Below are 26,230 nucleotides of genomic sequence, written 5' to 3'. Positions count from 1 at the left end.
AGGGAGAAATCACACAAGAAACTCCGCAAAAGGCATCCCATCTTTGTCGATTTACGAGTGTGATTTCTCCCTTTGGTCGAAATGACAACAGAGCGCAATAAAAAAGCCTGAATTTAAAAATTCAGGCTTTCTATTTATAATTAAGCTTCTATACTTACTTCACTTTTTACTCTCGTTCTGATTTCACTCAGCGATTGATCAACCAAAAGTTTTCCATCTCTAAAAACTTCTTTCAATTCACTTTGTTTTTCTTCTTCCCAAGAAACATTATCTGTTAAATGATACTTGCCATCGATTAAATCGATTTTCATTAATCCTTTAGCCGATTTTTTAGTTCCGTCATCTGTAATCGGATCTTTGAAGATGGCTCTTCCTTCTCCGTTTACTTCTCCGTAAGTTGCTTTCATCGCAAATCCGAACGTATCTCTGGTGTTGTATTGATAAGTGAAAGAACCAATTCCAAGAACAACATTCGTAGAAGCAAATCCCTTTTCTTTTAATCTTTCGCAGATTTGAGTTGCTCTTGCTACTGTAATACTGTCTCCGTAAATAGCTCCGATTTGCGGAACCAATTCTTTAAATCCTTTAGCATTTGTAGTTCCTCCAAAAACATCCCAAAGCAATTCGATAACACCTTTTTTCTCTTGTTCTGTTTTTCCGTTTGGATTTCCGCAGATTATATCAACTGGATCACCGCTGTCAGGACGAATTACGACTTTACCTTCTCTTGAAACAATTTCTTCTTTTAATCTTGGAAGATAATCCGTTAGAACTTTCCATAAATCCCAAGTATCAGAAACGATAGAAACAATTCCTTTTGGATAAACTTCTGTAATTAATCTTTTGAAAGTTTCGTACTCGCCTTCTGTTGTTCCCATACACATAACAGAATGTTCTGTTGCGGCTACTGAACCTGCAACCAATTCTAGATCTGAATTGGCATTGTAATATTCTTCTAAGAAATCAATTGCAGGAATCGTGTCAGATCCTGTAAAGCTTAATAAATGTCCAGCTGCAGAAGTTAGAGCTGCTTCTATTCCGCCCATTCCTCTCATTGAGAAATCATGTGCCTGCCAGTCTACAAATTCTGGAACAGAAGAAGTTTCTGCCGCATATTTGTCCAATACTTTTCTGTATTCTTTTGCAATGGTTGCTGAGTTACAAGGCAGCCAAACTACTGCAGAAAGTAACGTTTCGAAATAATTCGTCAACCAGAAAAATTCTGGAATTGTATTGTACATCGTAAACATTGGAACTCTCAACGGAACGCTTGCGCCTTCTGGCAAAGCTTTGAACACCATCGGAATATATCCTAAATCGTGTAAATCTTCTATATGTTTAGTTCCAACTAAATTTTCGCCTAAATAATTATTGATTCTGCGAGAATACTTTTTAATCACCTCTTCTTTTGGCTTTTTGAAGAAATCCTCTTCGAAGTCATGAATGATATATTTTTTAATGAAATATTGCAATCCAAAAAAGATTACCTCATCAACTGTTTCAATTCTTGATTTTCTTGGTGTCCAGTTAGAATATACGATTGTGGTTCCGTCTGGGTATTGTCTTCTGTGGTCAACTTTGTAACCGTCAGTTAATAGTAGTGGGTTCATATATAAGTTATTTATATTTTATTTGATAAGCGTTCTGCTAAATCTTTTATATCGTTTGTTCTTACTAAATTCTCAATCCATTTTTGCGGAATACTCTCGATTCCATAATAAATTCCTGCCAATCCTCCCGCAATTGCACCGGTTGTATCTGTATCTTGCCCTAAATTAACTGCTTTTAAAACAGTTTCTTCATAAGAATTCGAATTTAGAAAACACCAGATACTCGCTTCTAAACTATGAAGCACATAACCCGAAGAATGAATTTCGTTTTCATTGTATTTTGAAATATCATTTTTCAAAATTCTATCAAATAATCCGATTTCAACAGGATTAAAACTTTTATCTTTCAGAAATTCAGAAAGAATAAGTTGGGTATTTTTATAAGCTTCGAATTTATCTTTATCTTTTAAGATTTCCAAACAATAAACCACGTAAATAAAACAAGCAAATACAGATCTGAAATGTGCGTGTGTTATAGATGAAACTTCTTTTACTTTTTGATAAATAACTTCAATATTATTTTCTTTTTGAAGATAAAAAACCAATGGCAAAATACGCATTAAGGAGCCATTTCCGTTATCGCTTTCAGAAAATCCTCCGCATAAATCCGGCTGATGCCCTTTTGCAATATTTAAAATTGCATTTCTGGTTGCTATTCCAATATCAAAAACCTGTCCGTGTGGTGTCCACAATTCTGCACTATACCATTTTACAAAATTCCTTGCAATATCATTCAAATCATAGCCCGAACATAAACTCTCCACTAAACAAAAAGCAAGTGAACTGTCATCACTCCAGGTTCCAATTGGCTGATAATGCGTTCCAAAACCAAACATTTCTGTAACTGGATTTTGTTTTAAATAAGCTCGAGATTGAAATTCAACCGGAACTCCCAAAGCATCGCCAACAGCTAGGCCAAATAAACCAGATTCTATTGTATTTTTCATTTTATTTATTTCTTCCTTTCTCGTTAGGATACAAGTTTTGCACGACATCACTCTGCCAGAATTCTTTTGATTCTATATCAATACAGGAAAGTTTTCCATAAAAACCTCCTCCTGTATCAATATTCCAAACATTACAACCTTGCATTGGGATTTCTACATCGTAATGAAGCGTTGGCGTATGGCCTATGTAGATTTCATTAAAGAGCAATAATCTTTTTGGATATAAAAGTGAATCTTTTTTGATTCGCTTGTCCATTGTCAGCGCCATTTCCCATAATGTTCTGTCCCACGAAAAGTTGGTTTGGTAATGCTCTTTTTCTGGTCCATGCATAGAGGAGAATCCAGCATGAATAAAAAGATTGTTGTTTTCATCTATGAAATAATCTTTCATTTGATTAAAAAACTCGAGATGTTTCTGTTTTTCCGAAAAATCAACATTCTTATAACTTTCTATTGTCGATTTTCCTCCATGAAGAAACCAAATATCATTTACAACATCGTTCATCAACCATTCTTGACACCAAGCATCGTGATTTCCTTTTATAAAAATACATTCGTGCTTTTTGGATAAATCAATCAGAAAATCAATAACCTGTGCCGATTCGCTCCATCCATCTACATAATCTCCTAAAAAAATTAATCTGTCATTTTCAGATATCGAGACTCTTTCCAGTAATTGAAACAAAGCGTTTAATCCTCCGTGAATATCTCCAAAAACTAGTGTTCTTTTCATTAATTAAATACTGTCTTTACTTTTATACATAATATCACTTCTTAAAACATATTTTACTCCCGAAATCAAAGATGCCCCTTCATGACGCTGTTTATGTTCAAAAATAAGAGCTGATCCTGTTTTGGGTTCAATAATTTCACCCGAAGCAAATTTTGTTTCTCCGCCTTCATAACCATCATTCAGATAAATAAGAAATGTATAATAGCTAGATTCTGATTCATTACGTTTATAACTTCCGTCAATATGCATTTTAAAACGCTGACTTGAATTATACTTATAAAACCTGAACATTTCATTTAATCCAATAGCTGTACTGTTTCCTACTTCTGCTCTAACATGTGGTTCCAGTTTCTGCCATAATAAAGAGGCATATTCATCATCCCGATACATGATACGCTCGTTATTGCGTACCATTTTCATCATTTTTTGTGCACCATCAACATTTACTTCAGCTTCTTCAAAGCCAATTTGTTCGCTTCTCTCTATTAACTCATTACATTCTTCAACGGTAAGAAAATTATCGATTGTGTAAATTTCCTTTTCTTCATTAATAATATTCAGCATGATTATGTATTTAGGAATTACTAAAATTGTTTCTTGAAAAGTCTGATCTCTAAAGCAATCTTTATATTATGATGCAAACTCAATGTACTTCGCCGGAACCTCATCGGTCAACCAAACATTATTTTCGGATAAATAAAATTTAAATCCGTCTCTATGCATCGCGCCGCTTCTAACGGTTAAAATTTGTGGCACTCCTCTTCGGCTTCCTACTTTTGTTGCCGTTTCTTTGTCTTTGCTTAAATGTACGTGTTGACGACTCATTTTTTTCAAACCTTCTGCACGAATGTTTTCCATAAACTTCCCAACCGTTCCGTGGTACAAATATTCCAAAGGTTCTGTTTCTGTCAGATTTAATTCAACCGAAATTGAATGTCCCTGACTTGCACGGATTTTGGTTTTATCTTCGTTATAAGCAAAACGCTTTTTATCGTTATTTTCTACAACGTAATCTAAAAGTTCTGCATCCATGCGTTGTCCTTTTTTATTACATTTTGTAATTAATTCTTCAACATCTGCCCAACCGTTTTCATCTAATTTTAATCCGATTTTTTCTGGCGAATGTCTAAGCACCAGACTTAAAAACTTGCTGACGCTTTTTGCTATATTTTCATTCATATTAATGTTTTTTTTACCAACGAAATGTTCCTAAGGAACATCTACAAAAGGTCTTTATAAATCTTATAATTTTCATCATCGAAACAGACAAATATTACCTTTTCTATTTCATTTGATTTATCGAAATCTTTTACAGCTCTTACTGCGATTTCTGCGGCTTTATCTTTTGGAAAGTGATAAATCCCTGTACTAATATTTGGAAAAGCAATCGTTTTGATTCTGTTTTCAACAGCAAGATTCAAACTGTTCTTGTAACAATCTGCAAGCAATTTTGATTTTTCTTCTTTGTCACCATTCCAAACTGGCCCAACCGTATGAATAACATATTTAGAAGGCAGATTTCCTGCAACTGTAATTACAGCTTCACCAGTTTTGCATCCTCCCTGCTTATTTCTAATTTGGACACATTCATCTAAAATTGCTTTTCCTCCTTTTCGATGAATTGCACCGTCAACGCCACCACCTCCAAGCAAGGAAGTATTAGCGGCATTTACGATCGCATCAACCTTAATTTCTGTTATATCTGCTTTTAACAATTCAATTTTCATGATACTTTTATTATGGATTTAAAAATCATAAACCACGACTTTTATATCATGACTAGAAAGAGTTTTAAGAATGATAGGTTCAATCATTTCCCATTTTCCTCCTGCTAATCCACATCCAATTCTAGGCATATGGACTGATGCGTTGTTTGTTTTTGCAAAATCAGAAACTGCCTCTAACCCTTCTTCAATCGCATGGTATCGAATTGGAGCTTCACCGTTTTCGTCTTTATTTATTTTATGCTGTCCAATTAAATTCGCTACCCATAAATCCTCTTCAACTTGAACAAACTGCACTTTTCCTAATTCAAAATCATTTTTAGATTTAAACCAATCACGATATTGCTTTTCTGGTGTTTTCCATTTTTTTGAAATTGCCATTACAAACCCTTTTCCCCATCCGCCAATATCATTACAAACATGAACGATTATCTTGTTTTCTAATCCTTCAGGAGATGTTGCATCGCCTTTTATATATTGAATGTCTTTCATTTTTACAATTTATTTTAATCAAACGTTCCTACGGAACGTAAATTCGATTAATCAATATTTTTTTCTACCGACCAAATGTTCCTAGCGGAACACCTTTAGCATTTCGATTTATCTCAATTCATCCCTAACTTCCATCAAAGCAAAACCTAAAAGATTCAATCCTTTCCAGGCTTCTGGTTTTAGAACATCTTTATGATCTTCTGCCATTCCGATTCCCCAAATTGGATCGACCGGACTTGCTTCTACGATAACGCGTTCTTTCGTGTTTAGTAAAAACGTTTTCAAATTTGCATTTTGGCTGAATTTGTGAAAGTTTCCTTGTTTTACAATTTCGTATCGATTCTCTAGCCAAACCGTATCAACATAATTTTTAACTTCTCTACCCAATTTTTTAGCTTCGGCAGGAGAATCAGCTTCAAGGATTTTTTCTAAAATTTCTTGATCGTTAAATAATTCAGCTTTCTTTGCCATCATCCAATGTTCTGCAGTTTTATAAGTTACTTTATCTACTTTAAAAGAACTCAACCACCATTGGCTGAAACAGGTTTTAAGAATTTTTCCGTCTTTACTCGGTTGATGACCCCAGAAAAATATAAACTTACTCTCTGGAGCTATGGTATCTATATTGTATTTCATTTTTTCTATTTATTGGAACAAAGAAGTAATGTTTTTAAAATCTTTTGAATCGGGTGAAAATGATCCATAGATTTCATTGAACGTTGTTGTGAGACTTTCAAACTCATAATTCTGATCCAACTGATCCATACAGGTTACAACCAAATTTCGTTTTGCCGTTGGGCTGTAAGCGGCATCGAGTTTTAGAGCATAATTCAGAAGTTCGTAATTCAACTTTCCAAAACGTAAATGTTTTTGGTATTCGTTAAAAACACAAGTTTCTTCTTCGTTGTTTTTTAATTTAATTTCTCCTTCGTTAGCCATCCAGCCGTGTCCATGGCGGGTTGAATAACTTCGGGTTACGTAATAAATGGCTACATCTTCAATCTTTAGTTTATTGCAAATTTCAATTGCATTTTTTGAAGTGGTATTGGCATAGGTTACATTTGGAAAAACGCCGTGATCCATATCCAGCAGAATTCCCTGACTGCCTTCAAAAATGAGATTTTCGTATTTTGAAAGAAACGTATAATCCACAATATTCCATTTTAATTCATCTATTGCTTCTAAATATTTTTCTACTTCATAGTCGATTTCACTTTCGTTTAAAAAACCATAATAATAGGCGATTTGATTTAGTTTTTCTAAAAGCATTTCTCGAGGCGCAATCAAATCTATAGCAAATAATTTATATGGACCTTCATTTCTTTTCATGGTTGAACCAATGCCTTTTCCACAGGTTCCGTGGTCAATATTCCTAGCATTTCCTCTATTATGCCATACATCAAAAGGAGTGGTCACTTTTGCTAAAGGATGAATGTACAAATCCAGATTAGCCTCTTTTTCTTTCAATTCTTCTCTTTCGTTGTATAAAAAAAGCGGATGAATCGTACAGTGTTCGCTGTAATAAGACGGAAGACCGCGAAGTGCTCCACTTGCAAAACTCGAATGCACGTGTTTTCTATTGCCAATCATGACGGTATGAGCGGCCTGCTGTCCTCCTGAAAACCGAATAACTATTGATTCAGGATTTTGTTTTGCCAGAAAATCTGTGGTTATGCCTTTTCCTTCATCACCAAATCCTAAACCTATAACTATTTTCGCTGTTTTCATTTTGTTGTTATTTTAATCTCGCAAAGGCGCGAGGCCGCAAAGTTTTTTAAGCTTAACCTTTAAATTAAAAGGCTTTGCGCCTTTGCGTCTTTGCGAGCAAATTTGTCATTGCTGAGAAAAAAACTTATTATTTTAATCTCGGAAACTCAGAAAATTTTAAAGCATTTCTATATTATCTAAACCTCCTGAAACCGGACTTGTTCCTAAACCTGAAACAGAACTTTTATGTTTATCGCAGATTATCTTTTTAATTACGTTTGGAATTTCTCTGTGATCTTCGATAGACAAACAATTTTGCCCCAGTAATTCTTTCCATTCTACATCGGCATTAATGGCTTGTCCTGAATGCAATACACTAATATGATAGACATCGTATTTTTTTTGCGCTTCTGCTAATAATTCAAGATGCGTATAAGTCTGTTGTCCCTGCCCCATAATTTCTTTAATTGCTGAAGCTGGAAGTGTTTTTAAACCTGGCTCATCACCAACTGTAAACAGCAATCCTTTTTGTCCTCTTTTTTCAAAAGCATCGGTTTTGGTGTGAAAAGCTGCAAAATACCATGCTAAAAGATAACTTTCACCAGCATTTCCTCCTCCTCCGCCTTCAATGTAGGTTCTTGTTAACCACATGTCCAATTCTTCGTCGCCAGATTCAAACTGTCCGACTTGGAGCGGATATCTGTCGCATTCGTGATCGCCAATTCCTAAGAATAAAAGCGCTGGATCTCGAACGCCACCTTGGATAATTCCTCCCATTAATTTTGGAAGTCCTTCTTTTATCAATTCGTGCGGAATATGTCCCATACTTCCGGTAACGTCCAATCCTAAAATAATCGGAACTGTATTGGGATGCACATCTGAATCTCTTGCTTCTCTAAAAACCACTCCGTTTGGGTTCATAGATTCATGAGCCATTCGTAATGCATTCTGTGTAAAAATCTCGCTAGCTGATTTACTAGCATAGCCTACTTTTTTTGCTCTGTCTTCACGAGCACCGAAATCATATCTTGTACCTCCCATGACTAATATTTTTTACCAAATAAATACTCAAATCTCTTTTTTGTAACCTCAAACTGGATGTTTAAATTTCTAATGGTCAGCGAAAGCTCCATGTCTTTCTGAACAAAGGCTTCTGGCTGAAAATCAGCAAAAGTCAAACTGTTTTTATCCAATGGACTAATATCGATCAGCCCTTCTTGTTCTCTTTCGAGTCTTTTGATTTTTAATTCGATATCTTCGACTCTTCTTCTGTATATCAATTCTGAATCCTCACCAATTACTTTGGCTCTGTCTTCTCTTATCTGATCATTGTTCCTTTTTAAAGACTCAATAAATCTTGGTTTTAAATCGTCGCTCATAATATTTTGGTTGTTTTTGTTTCAAGTTTAAAGTTTCAGGTTATATGCTGGGCCTGAAATTTGGTTTTAAATTTGAAAAAGTTAATAGTATTTTTTTGTTTCATGTCTCACACTCGCAACAACAACTTGAAACCTGAAACGTGAAACTTATAATCTCAATGAAACTTCTCTTTCAATTTAAGATCTAAACTGATTAGAAAATCTCTTCCGTATGTGCCGTTTTCTAATTCATCATACAAAAACTTCGGCAGTGTTTTTTCGCAATTATCTTTTTGACTCAAAATCGCCATACACAAAGCTGCAACGGTATCTGTATCTCCACCATAATCGATTCCTCTTTTTAAACAATCCTGCATAGAATCTGCTTCAGAAACCATTTTGATAACAGCTTGAGTTGTAAAATACCCGTGCATATCAATTGGTGATGTTACTTGGTATACTTCTTTTTCTTTTAAAGTATCGTTTATAAAATCTACCAAAGAGCTTTTGTCTCCCAATTTATATTTGTAAAAATGAACCGCTAAAGCTATTCTTTTAGCACAGCTAATTCCTTCTGCAGTAAGATGAGATGTTTTTGCCTGAATTTCACAAAAATCCAATAACTGATTAACATCTTTTACAAGTCCGATAGAGTAAGCTCGCATGGCCGATCCATTTCCACTACTTCTATTATCGATAATTTTTAGAAAATCAGTTCCGTTTTTACTAGCATCTAATGCGTTATAAACCCTATCTGAATAACCTCTTCTTTTATCTCTGTGAAAAACTTCAACAAACTTATCGGCAACTTTTACTTCATTCCAATTGTCATCTTCCAATAAAAGTTCTGTTATTGCAATGGCCATTTGTGTATCGTCAGTATATCTTTTGTAGATTTCTGTATACATACCATGTTTATGATATTGCGTTAAATGATTGTTTTTAATGATATAATCTAACTCCTGAAATTCAAATCCTGCTCCGTAAGCGTCTCCTATTGCTGCTTCTAGTATCATTTTTTACAATTCAAAAGTTAAACTAATTGATCTAATCCAATCACTTGAACGCTTTCTCCTTCAAAATCTTTAAAAGAATTGGTTGTAAAAATGCCATCAAAGCAGTTTAAAACTTCAAAACCTTTATTGAAAATTCCGTGGCTTACTGCTAAGTAAAGTTTTCCTGCATTTTTCTTTTTTAGCTCTTCGGCTAATCCTACAAAAGTTCCTCCTCCGTCGCAGATATCATCTACAATTAAGCAATCCATTCCTTGTAAATCTTCGTTGTAAACTTTAAAACCAGATAATTTTCCCGTTTTTACATCGCGGCTTTTACTGCATTCTACAACCGCAACACCACCTAAAAACTCAGATACTTTGTAAATTTTTTTCAAAGCGCCACCGTCTGGAGAAATCAGTTTTACGTTTTCGCCAATTCTATTCAAAACTTCTTTGATAAAAGTGTAATTCGGAATTACGGTACTATTATTCAACAAAGCTGGTGTTACTTCTGAATGCGCATCAAAAACAAAAACTTTGTTCAATTGCATTGCATTAATAATATCGGCGTATACTTTTACAGATAATGGTTCGCCAGGAATCATAACACGGTCTTGTCTCGCAGCTGGGAAATACGGAATAAAAAGATCAATGATTTTAACATCCATTCTTCTTAGCGCATCAACTGTAACGCACAACAAACCTAAATCGTTGAATGAATTCAATCGATGTGTAATGGTAACTTTTCTATTTGGATCAAAATCTGGAGCGATTTTAATGTGTGGTTCTCCTCCTGAGAAAGTAAAACTTTGAAATTTGATTTCTTCCTGATTTTGAAATGGAGCGAATTTTGGGTCGAGATTTAGTATCATAGTGTTGCAGTTTGCGTTAATTATACGCAAATGTAGAATTTAATTTTAAATAAACAATTTATTTTGTGTAAAAATTACGCAAACTTTATTTCGAAGTGAAAGCCTTTATCAATTAACTCATTGTATTTTAGCTTATTGAACTTAAATAATTTTGCTGGTCTTCCGCTTCTTATGGGAGAAAAAATATCGGTTTCTTCTAAAAAACCATAGCTCAGTATTTTTTTTCTGAAGTTTCGGCGATCTATTTCTTTTTCTAAAATTGTGCAATAAAGATTTTCGAGGTCTGAGAATAAGAATTCCTCGGGAAGTAAATCGAAACCAATTGGTTCGTAAGTCAGTTTGGCTTTTAATCTTTCTATTCCTTTCTTTAAAATCAAATTATGATCGAAAGCCAAAGACGGAATTTCATCAATCTTAAACCATTGCACTCTTTCTGCATCTGTATCTGCTTTAATTTCTAAGTTGGAAGCATCAACCAAAGCGTAATAAGCCACCGAAATAACACGGTTTCTGGAATCTCTGTAAATATCATCTCCAAAAGTGTACAATTGTTCCATAAACGTTAATTGCACATTGGTTTCTTCATGCAATTCACGAATAACGGCATCGCTCAAAGATTCGTCGTTCTGCACTAAACCACCTGGTAGTGCCCAATATTTCTCTGAAGAACCAAACTTTTGTTCAATTAATAAAACATATAAACCATTGTTTTTATAACCAAAAACAATCGCATCAACCGCAATTCTAATATTTTGTAACTTTTCCATATTCCTAAATCATATTCAAACAAATATAACGAATGAGAGTCAACTTTATAATTTATGCTCTTGCATTAAACTATAAAATTGACTCTCATCAATATCTCTTAACTTTTCTTAGTTAACTGTCACAGTTCTTTTAGGGATAGAAGTACATTCTGCACCATCTTTTTTAACCGTAACTTCAGCCTTAGCTTCATATGTTCCTGCAGCCGCATAAGTATGTGTTACCGCCGTACCAGTTCCTGTAGATCCGTCACCAAATGTCCATTTTACAGAAACTAAAGTTCCTGTTCCTGTATACTCAGCCGAGTAGTTCATCAACTTCGGATTAGTAGCATCAGTTGAATTATGTATTTTAACAAAAATTGATTCTGCTAAACAATCTACTATCGCTTCATCGTCGCTTTTACTGCACGAATTACTTATAAGTACAGCTGCAAATAGGATTAACACTGTTGCAATCTTTTTCATTTTTGAAAATTTTAGTGGTTTACTTATCAAAATTAAACTTTTAAAACACACGAACACATGATTGAAATCACAATCGATTTCCAAAAAACAGCTTTAATTCTTTCTCTATAATATCAAAAAACGATTTCAAATTATTGTTTTTAGGCATCAGTAAATACACAAATTCCTCTGGAACATGAAAGCTATTCCAAACTAACTGCAATTTATTCTCTTTGATATAATTTCTGGCGTTGCAATTCCAAGTTGCTGCGATTCCTTCATTTTTAGCCAAAAGCCTAAGCATTTCTGATTCCGAAGGTATAATATAATTTGGAACCATCGACGGTCTCTTTTTATTAAAAGCATGGAGCCAGAATAATTTTATATGCGGAATTCTCGCATCATGGCTGTACCATTTTTGGGCATTAAGCCACTGCTCGATCTCAGTAAAATTATCTGATTTTAATTTCTGTCGGAACTCTGTTATATCCAAACTTGTTGGAGCAACTAAAATCAGTTTGATTTTTCCAACAATTTCATAAGTGGTATCAAAAGTGTCAAATCTTTTTGTTGTAATAGCAAAGTCAAGTTTTTTTGCGTCGACTAAAGCAAAAAGTTCGTCGTTTTCTGCAAAAGTAAAATCGATTAAATCAAACTTTGAAATTAAAAGATTACCAACACAGTCAAAAAGATGTTTTGAAATTCCAACAGAAATTAATCGATTAGCATCTTCTGCTTTAGCCCGGAAACTAGTTTCGACACTTTCGAGCCTGTCAAGAGCGTCTATAATCAAATTATTCAGTAACTTAGCATATTCGGTTGGTTCAACTCCTTTTGATTTCCGATTAAATAATTTATTTCCAACGTGCGCTTCAAGCATTGAAATCTGCTGACTAACGGCAGGCTGACTCATAAACAACTCTTTTGCAGCGATCGAAAAATTACCATTTTTATAAACCGCTTTAAATGTTCTGTACCATTCTAGATTTACCATGATATAAATTTAATAATAACAAACATAGTTTATTTTATTTTTACTGATATCACTTTCGCCGTAAATTTGTTCAAAATTTAATATTATGAAGAAAATAGCACTATTCGCAATAACTGCATTTACAGCTGTAAGCATTTCTGCTGAAGCTCAAAAATCAAACAAGAAAAGTATGAAAAAAGTATTATTTGTTGTAACCAGCAATGATAAACTGGGCAATACAGGAGAAAAAACAGGATTTTGGTCAGAAGAATTTGCTGCACCTTACTACGAATTATTAGATCAAGGTGTTGAAATTACAATTGCGTCTCCACTTGGAGGACAACCGCCAATTGATCCAAAAAGTGCCGATCCAGCTTCGGCAACTGAAGACACCAAACGTTTTGATGCTGATAAAGTTTTACAGGAAAAATTAAAAAACACTTTAAAGCTTTCTACAGTTAACCAAAAAGATTACGACGCTGTATTTTATCCAGGAGGTCACGGTCCGCTTTGGGATTTGGTTGAAGATAGAAGTTCAATTGCTTTAATCGAATCTTTTTACACACACAATAAACCAGTCGCATTTGTATGTCACGCGCCTGCTGTTTTGAAAAATGTAAAAGTAAAAGGTGAATATCTAGTAAAAGGCAAAAAAGTAACCGGATTTACCAATGAGGAAGAAGAAGCTGTTGGATTAACAAAAGTAGTTCCGTTTTTATTAGAAGATGCTTTATCATCCAACGGAGCAATTTTTTCTAAAGGTCCAAACTGGCAACCATATGCCGTTGCAGACGGACTTTTGATTACAGGACAAAACCCAGCTTCATCTAAATTGGTAGCTGCAAAATTGTTACAAGAATTAAAATAAAGGGTCTAAGGGACTGAGGCTCTAAGATGCTAAGGTTTTCTTTTAGAAATCTAAAAACTCAATCTCTTATTCACTAAATGGGAAAATAAAAATTAATAAATCACAATGTTAAGTTTCTGAGAATTTATGTTCTAAAGCAAAAAACTCAGAAACTTAGCATCTTAGAAACGCTAAAAAAATGCTCAACTTTGAATTATATAATCCGACGAATTTAGTTTTCGGAAAAGGACAAATTGAAAAACTTTCGACATTAGTTCCAAAAGGCGCAAAAGTGCTTTTGGCTTATGGCGGTGGAAGTATTTTTAAAAACGGAATTTACGATCAAGTAATCAACAACCTTAAAGGTTTTGAAATTGTAGAATTTGGTGGAATTGAACCCAATCCGAGATTTGAAACTTTGATGAAAGCTGTTGATGTGATCAAAGCAGAAAAAATCGATTTTATTTTGGCTGTTGGTGGCGGATCTGTAATTGATGGCGTGAAGTTTATTTCGGCAGCAGTAAACTTTGAAGGAGATCCGATTGACATTCTTCAAAAAAGAATTTTAATTAAAGAAAATGCAATGCCATTTGGAACAGTTTTAACGCTACCGGCAACAGGAAGCGAAATGAATTCTGGATATGTGGTAACAATTGAGGCAACTCAAGAAAAATTATCTTCTGGCGGAAGTGCTTTATTTCCTCTATTTTCAATCTGTGATCCTACAGTGATTTCGTCTTTACCAAAAAGACAAATCGAAAATGGTATTGTAGATGCGTACACGCACGTTATGGAACAATATTTAACGTATCCTACGGATGCATTTCTTCAGGATAGAATTGCAGAAGGTGTTCTACAAACTTTAATTGAAGTTGGTCCCGGAATCGTAGCAAACCCAACTGATTATACTTTGGCTTCTAATTTTATGTGGAGCTGTACAATGGCATTAAACGGATTAATTCAGAAAGGTGTTCCAAGCGATTGGGCAACGCACATGATTGGTCACGAATTGACAGCGCTTTACGAAATTGATCATGCTAGAACTTTGGCGATAATTGGGCCAAGTTTGTACCATGTAATGTTTGAAACTAAAAAAGCAAAACTAGCACAATACGGAAGAAGAATCTTCAACTTGACTGGTTCTGACGAAGAAGTTGCAAAAGAAGCCATTAACAAAACGGTTGAATTTTTCCATACAATGGGAATGGACACTAAACTTTCTCAATATACAGAAAACTATTCTAAAACTGCCGATTTTATCGTAAATCGCTTTGAGGAAAGAGGTTGGAAAGGCTTAGGAGAAAATCAATTAGTGACTTTAGATAAAGTAAAATCTATTGTTGAACTTAGTTATTAAGGGATAAATTCCAAATTTTTAAAATTCCAAATTCCAATCTTAGACCTATTGGAATTTGGAATTTTTCTATTGGGATTTTTTTAAAATTTGGAATTCATCAAAAAAGGCGTTCTTAACAAGTTTAGGAACGCCTTTTTAAAATACTAAAACAAAACTAACTAACTCAATTTTTTTTAAATTCATTAAAATTCTAATTTATAAATTGTTATAACGTAAGTCAGATAGTTTTATTGTTTGAACATTAAAAATTTTTTTTTTGTTCTTAAACTTCTTGAAAGTCATTGCAATTAAAGCTTGTTTTCAAAATTTCTTAAAACAGATTTTGCTTTATTAGCACATTATTAAGTACTTTTGTTTTAAATTATTAAAATAATGAGCGAAAATTTAAAATTTGCAGTGATTGGTGGTGGTAGTTGGGCAACGGCAATTGCAAAAATGTTATGTGTAAATCTTTCTGAAATTTCGTGGTACATGCGCAATGAAGCTGCTATTGAGCATATCGAGAAATTCAAGCACAATCCGAACTACTTAAGTTCTGTTGAATTTGACACCAAAAAACTCAAATTAACCAACAATATAAATGAAGCGATAGAATATGCAGATTACATTATTTTTGCCATTCCATCTGCTTTCTTAGATGCAGAGTTAAAAAACATGACGGTTTCTTTATCAGATAAGATCATTTTTTCTGCTATTAAAGGAATTGTTCCAGAAACGAGTTTAATTGTCGGCGAACATTTCCACATTGAATACGACATTCCATATTACAATATTGGCGTTATTACAGGACCTTGCCACGCAGAAGAAGTAGCTTTAGAAAGGCTTTCGTACTTGACAATTGCTTGCGGCGATCCGGATAAAGCTAAAATTGTAGCCAAAACACTTTCTGGAAATTATATTAAAGCCAAAATTTCAGATGACATCATCGGAACTGAATATGCAGCGATGCTAAAAAACATTTACTCCATTGCTGCCGGAATTGCGCATGGTTTAGGTTATGGCGACAACTTCCAATCGGTTCTTATGAGTAATGCGATTCGCGAAATGAAGAAATTCATTAGAAAAGTACATAGAATGAAACGTAACATTAACGATTCGGCTTATCTAGGCGATTTGTTGGTTACAGGATATTCTGTTTTCTCTAGAAATAGAATGTTCGGAAATATGATCGGAAAAGGATATACCGTAAAAAGTGCCATGATGGAAATGAGCATGGTTGCCGAAGGTTATTACGCAACAAAAAGTGCTTATAAACTAAATCAAGGTTACGGTGCGAAAACGCCTATTATAGACGCTGTTTATGCTGTTTTATACGAAGGAAAAGACGCTAAAACGGTTTTCAAGAAATTGACCGAGTCTTTGGATTAAGTTTTAGTTAAAAGATGCAAGAAGCCAGAGAAAAGACTTCAATGTTGAGATAAAAAAAGAGCCAAACTGAATTTCAGTCTTGGCTCTTTCTTCTTTATTTCATTTAAGTTTAATATAGTCTTCACTCTTGCTTCTTTCCTCTTTAAAACTTTACTTCACCATCACCCCTTCAACAAACAAAATCGGCACTTCTTCCGTATTGTTTTCGTCAAGCGAATTGGCTTTAAAAATAAACTTCTTATCGTATAAAGTATTTCCGATGAAGAAAGTTACCATAAACTCATTATTAAGCGGTAAAAGGCTTTTTTCTACCAATTCTATTTTCACAACAGAAACCGAAGGAACCTCAACAAATGCATGACGCAAGATTGAAGTCTTTTTCATTTCGCCCTCAATAGTTCCAAATGCTTTTGAAACTACCATTACGCTGTCTAAATTAAAATCACTGTCGTTAACCAAATAAGCGTACCACACTTTTTCCATAAAATCGTCGCTCCATTCCTGCACTGCTGCTAGAAATACGTTTTCAACTTCTGGAATTATTATATCTTTTTTCATCTATTAAATTTTAAAAACCTTTGTCAAAGCCTGAAGCTTCAACAAAGGTTTGTTTATTGTAAAGGTAATTTATAACGTAAAGCCCTAGCCCTGATGGAAGCGGCATCCTTTTGTTTTTTTCTTTAAAAAACAAAAGATACAGCGGACAGCAGGAAATAGCTCCTAAATATTTGCTTTGAACTGCTCTAAGAAACGAACATCGTTTTCATAGAACATACGGATATCTCCAATTTGGTATAAAAGCATTGCAATACGCTCTACTCCCATTCCGAAAGCAAATCCGTTGTATTCATCTGGATTAATATCACAGTTTTTCAAAACGTTTGGATCTACCATTCCGCAACCTCCAATTTCTAACCAACCCGTTCCTTTTGTGATTCTGTAATCCGTTTCTGTTTTTAGTCCCCAATAGATATCAATCTCAGCGCTTGGCTCTGTAAATGGGAAATAAGATGGACGAAGACGGATCTTAGATTTTCCGAACATTTCTTTTGTGAAATAAAGTAACGTCTGTTTCAAATCGGCAAAAGACACATCTTTGTCAATGTATAATCCTTCCACTTGATGGAAAATACAGTGAGAACGAGAAGAAATTGCTTCATTACGGAAAACACGTCCTGGAGAAATGGTACGAATTGGCGGTTTGTGATTTTCCATATAACGCACCTGAACCGATGATGTATGCGTACGCAACAACACATCAGGATTAGTTTGGATAAAAAACGTATCCTGCATATCACGCGCCGGATGGTATTCTGGCAAGTTCAATGCTGTAAAGTTATGCCAGTCGTCTTCAATTTCTGGTCCTTCAGAAACATTGAATCCGATATTAGCAAAAATATCTATAATCTGATTTTTAACGATAGAAATTGGGTGGCGCGAACCAATAATTACTGGTTCTGCAGCACGAGTTAAATCTCCAAAAATTCCTTTAGACTCTTCTTTGCTTTCCAGCTCTTCCTGAATAACTCTAACTTTTTCTTCAGCAACCGCTTTTAAAGTATTGATTACTTGTCCAAAATCTTTTTTCTGGTCGTTTGGTATATTTTTAAATTCAGTAAAAAGTTCTTTCAGCAAACCTTTACTTCCTAAATATTTAATACGGAATTGTTCTAACGATTCTTTATTCTTCTCATTAAAGGCTTTAGCTTCCTCTATATGTTGTTTTATCTTATCTATCATTTTCCTTCGATAATTGAGAGTACAAATTTAGTGTTTTTAGTTGAAAGTGTGCGGTCACCGTCGCAGTTTTAGGTTTTCTGCAAATTATTTTATCAGATTTAACTTTTCTTCAACTTGTTTAATCTTTACATGCCAATAATCTAAACCTTCCTGATTGGTTACTATTTCTTTTTTGTAATTAGAAGAAATACTGCTGAGTTTATGCCAGTTTTTATTTAAATCCCGTTCTTTTTCTTGTTTATTCGTTGGTTCGATTCTAGTGCGCCAAAAGCCCATATTTTCAAGATATCTTTTTTTTATCCCTTCAAAATACTCCACTAATTTTTCTTTTGAATTTGGAATATAGCCCGGCCCGCTACAACCGCAGGAGTGAAACGTAATGCCTACAGAAAATAAACTTTTAATATGTTCCCACTTTTTGACATCGTCTTTCTTAGGCGATTCAAAATCTAGTCCCATATTGGCCATAAATTCACCACATTGCGGACATTTGGCTTCAAAAACCGATGTTTCTCCTTTTTTGACATCAACCATCAATCTTCTTTTAAAGGTCTTTCGACAATTAAAACAAGCATAATGAGGCTTATAAGATGTCATTGCGTATCTGCACATTTTTTTTAATTTTAGTCTCGGTTTTCAGTGACAGTTTACAGTCTCAAACACTGAAAACTGCGACTGCGACTGTAAACCAAAAAAAACTACTCAATAAGTTTTCTTTCTAAAAAATAACTCACAATCGCTTCTTTCATTAAAACCGATTGTTCACCGGCTTTTAACGGCGGTAAATTTTCTTTTACTTTATAATGAGGCCAGCCTTCATCGTCGAAATATTCGAATTCATAAAATCCGTATGGTTCTAGTAATCGACAGATTGCAATGTGCATTAAATTCAGTTTTTCGTCTTTTTTGTATTCGCGGTGCACTTTTCCGTATTCCTGAACTCCGATTAGGTAAATTATGGCATCCAAATCTAAATCTTCGCCTTGCGAAAATTGATTGGAAAGTATATCAACGAGCTTTTCCCAGCGCTCTTTTAATTGTGTATCTCTAGACATTATATGATTTTAGATTGTTGATTTTAGATATTAGATTGCTCAAAAATTCAATTCTGAAGGGGGCAGAATTACAATCTGTACTCTAAATTTGATTTGCAAAGATACAGAGTTCGAACGCAATGTGCCTAAAAAAAATTAAACACTAAAATTACATCTCTCACAAAACCTTTGAACCTTTGCTTCTCTGCAACTTTGAACCTTAAAAAAAACATATCTTTGCGCCTTTATTAAACACCCTTAAAACATGAGTTTTTTTGATATTATTGTAGCCGCACTTTTAGGATACAGTTTGTATAAAGGCATTAAAAATGGACTTTTTGTAGAAGTTGCCTCTTTCATTTCTTTACTATTAGGAATTTATCTTGCGATTAAATTTTCTTCGTTAATGACGGGAATGATTTCAAAACACGTTTCTTGGAATCCGACCAATATTCAAATTACCGCTTTTATCCTGACGTTTATTCTAGTTGTAATTGGAGTTTATTTTTTAGCCAAAATTTTAACCGGAATTGCCGATTTTGCCATGTTAGGCTGGATGAACAAACTCGGAGGCGGATTTTTCAGAGTTTTAAAAACGATTCTTATTCTGAGTATTTTTATTGCTTTGTTCGAAAAGATAAATTTCAATAATACTTTCGCTAAAGAGGAAACTTTAGATAGTTACATTTTTTATAATCCAGTAAAGAAAGTTGCTGCATTTGTATATCCGTCGATTGAGAAATGGTATGAAACTTTTAAAAAAGAACATTCTCAAAAAACAGAAGAAGAAAAAGAAACGTCTGAATCTGAAAAAGAATAAATTCAAATATAAAAAAGCTTCGGAGAAGCGAAATATTTATAGAAAAAAACAAGCGTTCAAGATATAAGAGAGCTCCAGCGGAGCGACATAAAAATTATTTAAAATCTAAATATGTCGCTCCGCTGGAGCTCTTTTTGGTTTGATTATTAAATTTCTACAAATATTTCGCTTCTCCGAAGCTTTTCTAAAACTTGATTTCTATACTTTCTCCTTTTTTCAAAACAATTTCCTGTTTTTTATCGCCAAAAATCAAAGTTGTTTTTCCTCCATTTTTAGAAGAAATAATTGCTTTTTCAGGTTTTTTATTGTTCCAGTTCATTTCAATTTCAAATCCGCCTCTTGCACAGATTCCCTTTACAGAACCTTCTGCCCAAGCGTCTGGTAAAGCAGGAAGTAATCGAATTTCATTTTCATTTGACTGCACCAACATTTCGGCAACGGCAGCTGCTCCTCCAAAATTACCATCAATTTGAAATGGCGGATGCGCATCGAATAAATTCGGATACGTTCCTCCTCCTCTTCTTGGCTTTTCTGTTTTCTTTCCGTGGGGATCTACGTAACGAAGTAATTCACGATACATTTTATAGGCACGATTCCCGTCCCAAAGTCTTGCCCAAAGATTGATTCTCCAACCTTTTGACCAACCTGTGGTTTCGTCGCCTTTTATTTCTAATGTTTTCTTTGAAGCTTCTGCTAAATCTGGAGTTTTTAAAGGCGTAATATGATCGCCAGGGAAAAGTCCGAATAACTGTGATTGATGACGGTGTTTCGGATCATTATCTTCCCAATCAAAATACCATTCTTGCAGATTTCCTTTTTTACCAATTTGATACGGATATAATTTTGAAAGCGCTGTTTCTAGTTTTTTTCTGAAGTCAGCATCTGTATTCAAAACTTTTGACGCTTTTATGGTTTTATCAAAACATTCGCGGATCATGGCTAAATCGGCAGTTCCTCCGTACAATGTCGCACCCACAAAACCATCTGCCAGTTTATATTGATTTTCTGGCGAAGTCGAAGGCGATGTAATTAAATTTCCGTTCTTATCTGTAACCAACCAACCCAAACAAAATTCGGCTGCGCCTTTCATTAACGGATAACCTTCTTTTTTCAAATAAGCTACATCTTGGGTAAAAGTATAATGTTCCCAAATGTGTGTACTCAGCCACGCCTGCGCCATTGGCCAGCATACCCACATCGGGTCTTCTTTTCCAAACTGTCCGACGGGATTGGTCATTGCCCAAATATCTGAATTGTGAGCTGCAGCCCAACCTTTATCTACACCATAAAAAGTTTTGGCTGTAACTTTTCCTGTTACCGAAAGATTTTTAATAAAGCTCAAGAGTGACGAATGCATTTCGGATAGATTGGTGTTTTCTGCCAGCCAGTAATTTTCTTCCAAATTGATATTCATCGTATAATTACTGCTCCAAGGCGGACTTAAATGCGGATTCCAAAGTCCTTGTAAATTGGCTGGAACGCCCAAAGTTCTTGACGAACTGATTAATAAATAACGTCCGAAATTGAAATACAGAATTTCGAGATTTTTATCTTCTTTCCCGTCTGCATAACGTAATAAACGTTCGTCTGTCGGTAAATCTAGAGCGGTTGTTTTTCCTAAATCTAAATTGACCCGATTGAAGAATTTTTGATAATCGGCAATGTGAGATTCTTTTAGTTTATCGAATGGTTTTGCGTATGCATTATTCAGATTTTGCAAGGCGATCGATACCTCGTCTAATCCTTCTGATGCTGGATTTTTGTCAAAACCGTTAAAGCTTGTTGCTACAGACACGTAAATAATCGCTTCGGTTGCATCTGTTAGCGTTAATGATTCTCGAGAACTTGTAATTTTTCCGTCTGTTTTTTTGATTTGGACTAAACCTGTAAATCGTGTTCCCCTTTCTTTTAAACTCAAATATTTTGGAGAAACATTATACCCTGCATTTTCATGAATTGGCGCAGAACCTTTTAAAACCAAAATATTGTTTCGCACTTCAACAGTTGATTTTAAAAGGCTTTTAAGATTTATATCAAAATTTAAAGCTCCTTTTTGATCGGCTGTCAGTTTGATAATCATAACTTTATCTGGAGCCGAAACGAAATATTCTCGCGTATATTTGATACCCGCCATTTCGTAACTTACTTTAGAAATAGCGTTCGAAAGATCCAATTCACGATGATAATTAACTGCTTTCCCTTTTTCAGAATTATTGATTTCTAAAGTTCCTAAAGGCGCATACGATTCGGAGTTTTTTCCCTGAACTTTTTTATTGAGTTCTTCTGCCAGTTTGTAGTTTTCGTTTTGTAAAGCTTCACGAATTGCCGGAATGTTTTTGTATGCTTCCGGACTCATATTGGCATTTACGGGTTCGCCCGACCAAAGCGTAATGTCATTCAAATAAATTTTGTCTGAATTAGCTCCTCCAAAAACCGTTGCTCCCATTTTTCCGTTTCCTAAAACCAAGCTTTCTTCAAAGAATTCTGCGGGTTGTTTGTACCATAAAACATTCTTGGATTGCGCCGAAATGTTTGCACAATAAGACGTGAAAAGTAAAATGAGAAATGTTTTTTTAATCATATTTGGTTATATTATCCTAACAGGTTTTAAAAACCTGTTAGGTATTTATTTTTTATCTAAACTAATAAAAAAATCTAGTGATACCTAACAGGTTTTTAAAACCTGTTAGGATAAAAACCGGTAACAAATCAGATGTTCCTACGGAACATTTTTTTGTTATATACATTTTATTCAACGGATTTCCGTTGACACCGATGAAATTTCTACCGACGAAATGTTCCTAGCGGAACATATATCGTTGTGTGTTATCTAGCTCTTTACTAGGGGCTAATCACTAACGCCTAATAACTATTTACTCACTTTATATTTCTCATTCGCTGTTAGCATTTCCCAATTATCAGTTCTAAATGGCGAAGCGGGAAATTTTTCTTTATTGAAAAGATTAATTGTCGTATCATCGTCTGCCCAGCCGTAATGCACTGCAACAGGATTTTGAACTTTATCGCTTGAAACGATTATTTTGTTGTCTTTAATGATCGCTTTCGCGGAATGAAAAACCTTGTCTGAACCTGCAATTTCGAAACCTTTTAATTCATCGTTATTTGGCGTTGATAATTCGCTGCCGATGTTATCGAAAGTAAGGATAATTTCGTTTCCTTTTATTGTTTGAGATTTATACGTTGGTCCGCTGTGAACTTGTTTTTTGCCGTAAATATTGTTCATTGCAATGGCTGCCAAACGCAAACCAATGTCTTGTTTGTTAGTTGGGTGAATGTCTTTTGCGTTTCCAATATCGGTTGTAACCGCCATTCCGGTGTTTGGTAATTTTAAAGTTTCCGATTGCGCTTCGCGAAGTTCTGCCCAACGGCTTCCTTTTTGACTGTTGCCTCCGAATTCATCAAAAGTGGACAATTGAACGAAATAAAAAGGGAAATTTCCTTGTTTGAATTTGGTTCTCCAATCGTTGATCAGTAACGGAAATGATTTTTTGTATTCTGCCGCTCTCCAAACATTCGCTTCTCCTTGATACCATAAGACGCCTTGCATCGCATAAGGAACTAACGGATTTACCATGGCATTGTACAATAATGACGGATAACTGTTTGGCGAAACTTCTATTCTCACTTTTATGACATTGAATTTCCAAAGTCCTTCTAATGGTAAATTTGAATCTTTAAAATCGATTTTTAGATCTTGCGGATCGCCGTAGATTCCGCCGCCGCCGCTATAATCTGTAATTCTTACGGCAATTACGTTTGTTCCTTCTTTTAAAATGTTTGCAGGAATTTTATAAACTCTTTTAGCATCCCAAAGATTATTAGTTCCAACTTCAACACCATTTACATACGTTTTGTCTTCGTCATCAACTTTTGCCAAATGTAAAATGGCTTCTTTTTTGGCTTGTTCCGCTGTTAAAACAATGGTTTTTCGCATCCATACAATTCCGTCGATATTGCCAATTTGCTGATTTTCCCAAAGTGAAGGCACTTTTATTTCTGGCCAGTTTTTATCTTGGAAGTTTGGGTTTTTAAATTGCTCTTCGTTTTCCATCGAAACATCAAAACCCTGCACTTTTTTAAGATTGTCTAAAACCGATTTTTTATAAGTTTCGAAAATAGCATTGATATCTACGGTTGGAACATCGGCAATCATGGCTTTAAAATCTGGACTGTTTTCGAAAGCTTCACGGCTTGTCCAAGTTTCAACATTGGTTCCGCCCCAAGAAGTATTGATGATTCCGATTGGAATTTTCAATTCTGAATATAGTTTTCTAGCAAAATAATAGCCGACCGCTGTAAAGTTACCTACATTTTCTTTGTTGGCCACTTCCCATTTTCCTTGCTTTAAATCGTCTTTCGGAGTGCCGCTTAAATCTTGGGCAACACCAAAATGACGAATCATTGGATAATCTGCATCACTAATTTCTTTTTCGGCATTCATAGTTTTGAAAACCTGAAATTCCATATTCGATTGTCCGCTGCAAATCCAAACTTCTCCAACCAAAACATTTTTGATGGTGATTTTATTTTTTCCGATAATTGTCAATTCGAAAGGTCCTCCGGCTTTTTCAGCACTTAAATTTACAGTCCATTTTCCGTTTTTATCGGCTTGCGTTTTCTTAATTTGTTTGTTGAAATGGACTTCTACACTTTCATTTGCATCCGCAAAACCCCAAATCGGAATTTGTTTATCTCTTTGAAGCACCATTCCGTCAGAGAATATTAAAGGCATTCTCACATTAGCATTAGTTAAAACACTAATTAACAGAAAAATAAACATTATACTCTTTTTCATTTTTTCAATTTATTTTTTTTTAAACCATATAAGTGATATAAGTTATTTTAAGTTTACATTTCGTATTGCGTTTAAATTTACTTATATCACTTACATGGTTTTACCACATTTTTTTACTTTAATCCGTCTATTAAAGCATTTAAAGCTTGTGTATCGAAGACGGTATTATCGGTTCTATTGATGATTCCGAAACCGTTGTTTCCTAGACTTCCTTCGTCCCAATAAAAAGGTAATAATCCGTTTGCTTTTGCTGTTTTGACTACCGTTTTTAAATAATAGGCTCTTGAGTTTAAATGCAAAGTCAGTGCGTCTCCTGTTAAAGTTGTTCTTCTAATTGCTCCAAACTCTCCCAATAAAACTGGAATTCCTTTGTCTACAAATTGGGTTTTCATCAATTTGAAATTCTTTTCTAAATCGGCTTCTTCTCCCCAAGTTGCATTTCGTTCTGTATCGGTCGCAGAATGAAATCCTGTTCCCCAATAGTAGAACATTTTACCCCAAGTTTCGTCTTTGGTTAAACCAGCAAAATTCCACGGTGAATAATAATGAACTTCGACCATCATTCTGCCTGTAACTTTATCTACTGGCAATGTAGTCATTAATTTGTTCGTTTTTTCGATATCTGTCGTTGGTCCCTGAACGACTAAAACACGCGTTGCATTTTTACCTCCTGTAGAACGAACGGCATCAATAAATGTTTGGTGATATGAAGTTAAAACTGCCATTTGTGTTGCATCTTCAACCGCTGGTTCATTGGCGCTTGCAAAAAGTAAATGTTCATCGAAGCCTCTTAAATGCGTTGCAATCTGTTCCCAAAAAGCTTTTTGTTTCGCATTGTTTTCTACTTTTTTGGCTTCGGTAATATTGTTTTCCAGCCAGCCGCCGTCCCAGTGAATGTTTACGACAACATACATATCATTATCAACGCAATATTGCACGACTTCTTTCACTCGGTTTAACCAATCCACTTTGATTTTTGCTGTTGCAGCATTTTCCAAATTCTGATTCCAAGAACATGGAATTCTGATCGCATTAAATCCGTTTGCTTTTACTGCATCAATTAAAGCTTTTGTTACTTTTGGATTTCCCCAAGCGGTTTCTCCTCCAGTTGCTTCCAATGTATTTCCAATATTCCATCCTAATTTGATTTTTGCAGCCAATTCGACCGCTGAACTTCCCATTCCAGAAGCATCTGCCGCAATTGGATTGGTATTGTAACTTGGATATAAGCTTCCTGCGGCCTGAGAAACCGAAATTGTTGTAGAAGGCACTTCGGTGCTTGTCAAAGTAATCACAGCATTTCGCAAAGCTGTAGTCGTGTTTTCTAAAGCGGTAATTTTTACCACTGTACTTCCTGAAGTTCCTGTAGTCTGACTTACTTTTATCCAGCTTACAGGATTACTCAATGTCCAAGTAACCCCATTGGAATTAACCGTTACTTCTATTGTATTTTCTTTGCTTTCAAAATCGATTTTACTTGTACTCACAGTAAGCGTTTTTATACTTACTGGAGCTTCTTCTTTATCTGAACTGCAAGCTAAAACTCCTAAGAAAGCAAAACATAGAATAAAAGACAAGAGGTAATCTTTGATTGATTTTTTCATTTGGTTTAGTTTAAGTTAAGTG

General features: G+C 34.7%; 27 protein-coding genes. 4 read left to right on the top strand and 23 right to left on the bottom strand.

Going from position 1 to position 26,230, the window contains the following annotated elements; all coding sequences use genetic code 11:
• Positions 1-140: 140 nt before the first annotated feature.
• The 16 genes from AC3Y25_RS16550 to AC3Y25_RS16475 form a co-directional block, all read right to left on the bottom strand.
• Positions 141-1,610: a nicotinate phosphoribosyltransferase gene (locus AC3Y25_RS16550; RefSeq protein WP_489903493.1), complete on the bottom strand. Its 1,470-nt coding sequence runs from the start codon at positions 1,608-1,610 to the stop codon at positions 141-143.
• Between the two features lie 11 nt (positions 1,611-1,621).
• Positions 1,622-2,557 (bottom strand): ADP-ribosylglycohydrolase family protein, encoded by a 936-nt coding sequence (locus AC3Y25_RS16545; RefSeq protein WP_489903492.1) that lies wholly within the window; start codon positions 2,555-2,557, stop codon positions 1,622-1,624.
• A gap of 1 nt (position 2,558) precedes the next feature.
• Positions 2,559-3,290, bottom strand: coding sequence for a metallophosphoesterase family protein (locus AC3Y25_RS16540; RefSeq protein ID WP_489903491.1), 732 nt, complete (start codon positions 3,288-3,290; stop codon positions 2,559-2,561).
• A 3-nt stretch (positions 3,291-3,293) separates the two neighbouring features.
• Complete coding sequence (locus AC3Y25_RS16535; protein ID WP_489903490.1) at positions 3,294-3,854, bottom strand: 2OG-Fe(II) oxygenase; 561 nt, start codon at positions 3,852-3,854, stop codon at positions 3,294-3,296.
• Between the two features lie 66 nt (positions 3,855-3,920).
• Positions 3,921-4,469: an RNA 2'-phosphotransferase gene (locus AC3Y25_RS16530; protein ID WP_489903489.1), complete on the bottom strand. Its 549-nt coding sequence runs from the start codon at positions 4,467-4,469 to the stop codon at positions 3,921-3,923.
• 41 nt (positions 4,470-4,510) lie between these two features.
• Complete coding sequence (locus AC3Y25_RS16525; protein ID WP_489903488.1) at positions 4,511-5,017, bottom strand: O-acetyl-ADP-ribose deacetylase; 507 nt, start codon at positions 5,015-5,017, stop codon at positions 4,511-4,513.
• 18 nt (positions 5,018-5,035) lie between these two features.
• Positions 5,036-5,506 (bottom strand): macro domain-containing protein, encoded by a 471-nt coding sequence (locus tag AC3Y25_RS16520; RefSeq protein WP_489903487.1) that lies wholly within the window; start codon positions 5,504-5,506, stop codon positions 5,036-5,038.
• A 108-nt stretch (positions 5,507-5,614) separates the two neighbouring features.
• Positions 5,615-6,142 (bottom strand): riboflavin biosynthesis intermediates N-glycosidase, encoded by a 528-nt coding sequence (gene ybiA / locus AC3Y25_RS16515; RefSeq protein WP_489903486.1) that lies wholly within the window; start codon positions 6,140-6,142, stop codon positions 5,615-5,617.
• Positions 6,143-6,151: 9 nt separating this feature from the next.
• A complete protein-coding gene (locus AC3Y25_RS16510; RefSeq protein WP_489903485.1) occupies positions 6,152-7,234 on the bottom strand; it encodes an adenylosuccinate synthetase in 1,083 nt (360 codons plus the stop codon).
• Between the two features lie 156 nt (positions 7,235-7,390).
• Positions 7,391-8,254, bottom strand: a complete 864-nt coding sequence (locus AC3Y25_RS16505; protein ID WP_489903484.1) for a hypothetical protein — start codon at positions 8,252-8,254, stop codon at positions 7,391-7,393.
• 2 nt (positions 8,255-8,256) lie between these two features.
• A complete protein-coding gene (locus AC3Y25_RS16500; RefSeq protein ID WP_095928446.1) occupies positions 8,257-8,592 on the bottom strand; it encodes a hypothetical protein in 336 nt (111 codons plus the stop codon).
• 155 nt (positions 8,593-8,747) lie between these two features.
• Entirely contained in the window at positions 8,748-9,587 is an 840-nt protein-coding gene (locus tag AC3Y25_RS16495) for an ADP-ribosylglycohydrolase family protein (protein WP_489903483.1), read from the bottom strand.
• 17 nt (positions 9,588-9,604) lie between these two features.
• The gene (gene prs / locus AC3Y25_RS16490; protein ID WP_489903482.1) at positions 9,605-10,438 is read right to left on the bottom strand and encodes a ribose-phosphate diphosphokinase; all 834 of its coding nucleotides are present in this window, start codon (positions 10,436-10,438) and stop codon (positions 9,605-9,607) included.
• A gap of 74 nt (positions 10,439-10,512) precedes the next feature.
• Entirely contained in the window at positions 10,513-11,205 is a 693-nt protein-coding gene (locus tag AC3Y25_RS16485) for an NUDIX hydrolase (protein ID WP_489903481.1), read from the bottom strand.
• Between the two features lie 108 nt (positions 11,206-11,313).
• A complete protein-coding gene (locus AC3Y25_RS16480) occupies positions 11,314-11,670 on the bottom strand; it encodes a PKD domain-containing protein (protein ID WP_379798473.1) in 357 nt (118 codons plus the stop codon).
• A 67-nt stretch (positions 11,671-11,737) separates the two neighbouring features.
• The gene (locus tag AC3Y25_RS16475) at positions 11,738-12,643 is read right to left on the bottom strand and encodes a LysR family transcriptional regulator (RefSeq protein WP_379798475.1); all 906 of its coding nucleotides are present in this window, start codon (positions 12,641-12,643) and stop codon (positions 11,738-11,740) included.
• Positions 12,644-12,728: 85 nt separating this feature from the next.
• Here AC3Y25_RS16475 and AC3Y25_RS16470 point away from each other — a divergent pair, with 85 nt between their 5' ends.
• The 3 genes from AC3Y25_RS16470 (at position 12,729) to AC3Y25_RS16460 (ending at position 16,194) form a co-directional block, all read left to right on the top strand.
• A complete protein-coding gene (locus AC3Y25_RS16470; protein WP_379798478.1) occupies positions 12,729-13,490 on the top strand; it encodes a type 1 glutamine amidotransferase domain-containing protein in 762 nt (253 codons plus the stop codon).
• Between the two features lie 178 nt (positions 13,491-13,668).
• Positions 13,669-14,826 carry an iron-containing alcohol dehydrogenase gene (locus AC3Y25_RS16465; RefSeq protein ID WP_489903480.1) on the top strand — a complete coding sequence of 386 codons (1,158 nt, stop codon included), beginning with the start codon at positions 13,669-13,671 and terminating at the stop codon, positions 14,824-14,826.
• Between the two features lie 372 nt (positions 14,827-15,198).
• Positions 15,199-16,194 carry an NAD(P)H-dependent glycerol-3-phosphate dehydrogenase gene (locus tag AC3Y25_RS16460; protein WP_489903479.1) on the top strand — a complete coding sequence of 332 codons (996 nt, stop codon included), beginning with the start codon at positions 15,199-15,201 and terminating at the stop codon, positions 16,192-16,194.
• Positions 16,195-16,344: 150 nt separating this feature from the next.
• Here the strand turns inward: AC3Y25_RS16460 and AC3Y25_RS16455 are convergent, their stop codons facing one another.
• The 4 genes from AC3Y25_RS16455 to AC3Y25_RS16440 all read right to left on the bottom strand — a co-directional run bounded on the left by AC3Y25_RS16455 (position 16,345) and on the right by AC3Y25_RS16440 (position 18,989).
• Complete coding sequence (locus tag AC3Y25_RS16455) at positions 16,345-16,752, bottom strand: hypothetical protein (protein WP_489903478.1); 408 nt, start codon at positions 16,750-16,752, stop codon at positions 16,345-16,347.
• 162 nt (positions 16,753-16,914) lie between these two features.
• On the bottom strand, positions 16,915-17,934 hold the full coding sequence (locus AC3Y25_RS16450) for a phenylalanine--tRNA ligase subunit alpha (protein ID WP_198855280.1): 1,020 nt from the start codon (positions 17,932-17,934) through the stop codon (positions 16,915-16,917).
• A gap of 84 nt (positions 17,935-18,018) precedes the next feature.
• Complete coding sequence (locus tag AC3Y25_RS16445) at positions 18,019-18,468, bottom strand: hypothetical protein (protein WP_489903477.1); 450 nt, start codon at positions 18,466-18,468, stop codon at positions 18,019-18,021.
• 164 nt (positions 18,469-18,632) lie between these two features.
• The gene (locus AC3Y25_RS16440; protein WP_111377556.1) at positions 18,633-18,989 is read right to left on the bottom strand and encodes a hypothetical protein; all 357 of its coding nucleotides are present in this window, start codon (positions 18,987-18,989) and stop codon (positions 18,633-18,635) included.
• A gap of 244 nt (positions 18,990-19,233) precedes the next feature.
• On the opposite strand from AC3Y25_RS16440, the gene AC3Y25_RS16435 reads away from it, so the two are divergent.
• The gene (locus AC3Y25_RS16435; RefSeq protein ID WP_489903476.1) at positions 19,234-19,788 is read left to right on the top strand and encodes a CvpA family protein; all 555 of its coding nucleotides are present in this window, start codon (positions 19,234-19,236) and stop codon (positions 19,786-19,788) included.
• A gap of 184 nt (positions 19,789-19,972) precedes the next feature.
• On the opposite strand, the gene AC3Y25_RS16430 is transcribed toward AC3Y25_RS16435, so the two are convergent.
• From AC3Y25_RS16430 to AC3Y25_RS16420, 3 genes are all read right to left on the bottom strand, one after another.
• Complete coding sequence (locus AC3Y25_RS16430; RefSeq protein WP_489903475.1) at positions 19,973-22,369, bottom strand: glycoside hydrolase family 95 protein; 2,397 nt, start codon at positions 22,367-22,369, stop codon at positions 19,973-19,975.
• A gap of 288 nt (positions 22,370-22,657) precedes the next feature.
• Complete coding sequence (locus AC3Y25_RS16425) at positions 22,658-24,604, bottom strand: sialate O-acetylesterase (protein ID WP_489903474.1); 1,947 nt, start codon at positions 24,602-24,604, stop codon at positions 22,658-22,660.
• Between the two features lie 113 nt (positions 24,605-24,717).
• Positions 24,718-26,208, bottom strand: coding sequence for a cellulase family glycosylhydrolase (locus AC3Y25_RS16420; protein WP_489903473.1), 1,491 nt, complete (start codon positions 26,206-26,208; stop codon positions 24,718-24,720).
• Positions 26,209-26,230: the final 22 nt, after the last annotated feature.

It is taken from the genome of Flavobacterium sp. LK-23, from assembly GCF_058135255.1.
The sequence above is the reverse complement of the archived record's forward strand: the minus strand, read 5'-3'. Positions and strand labels throughout refer to the sequence as shown.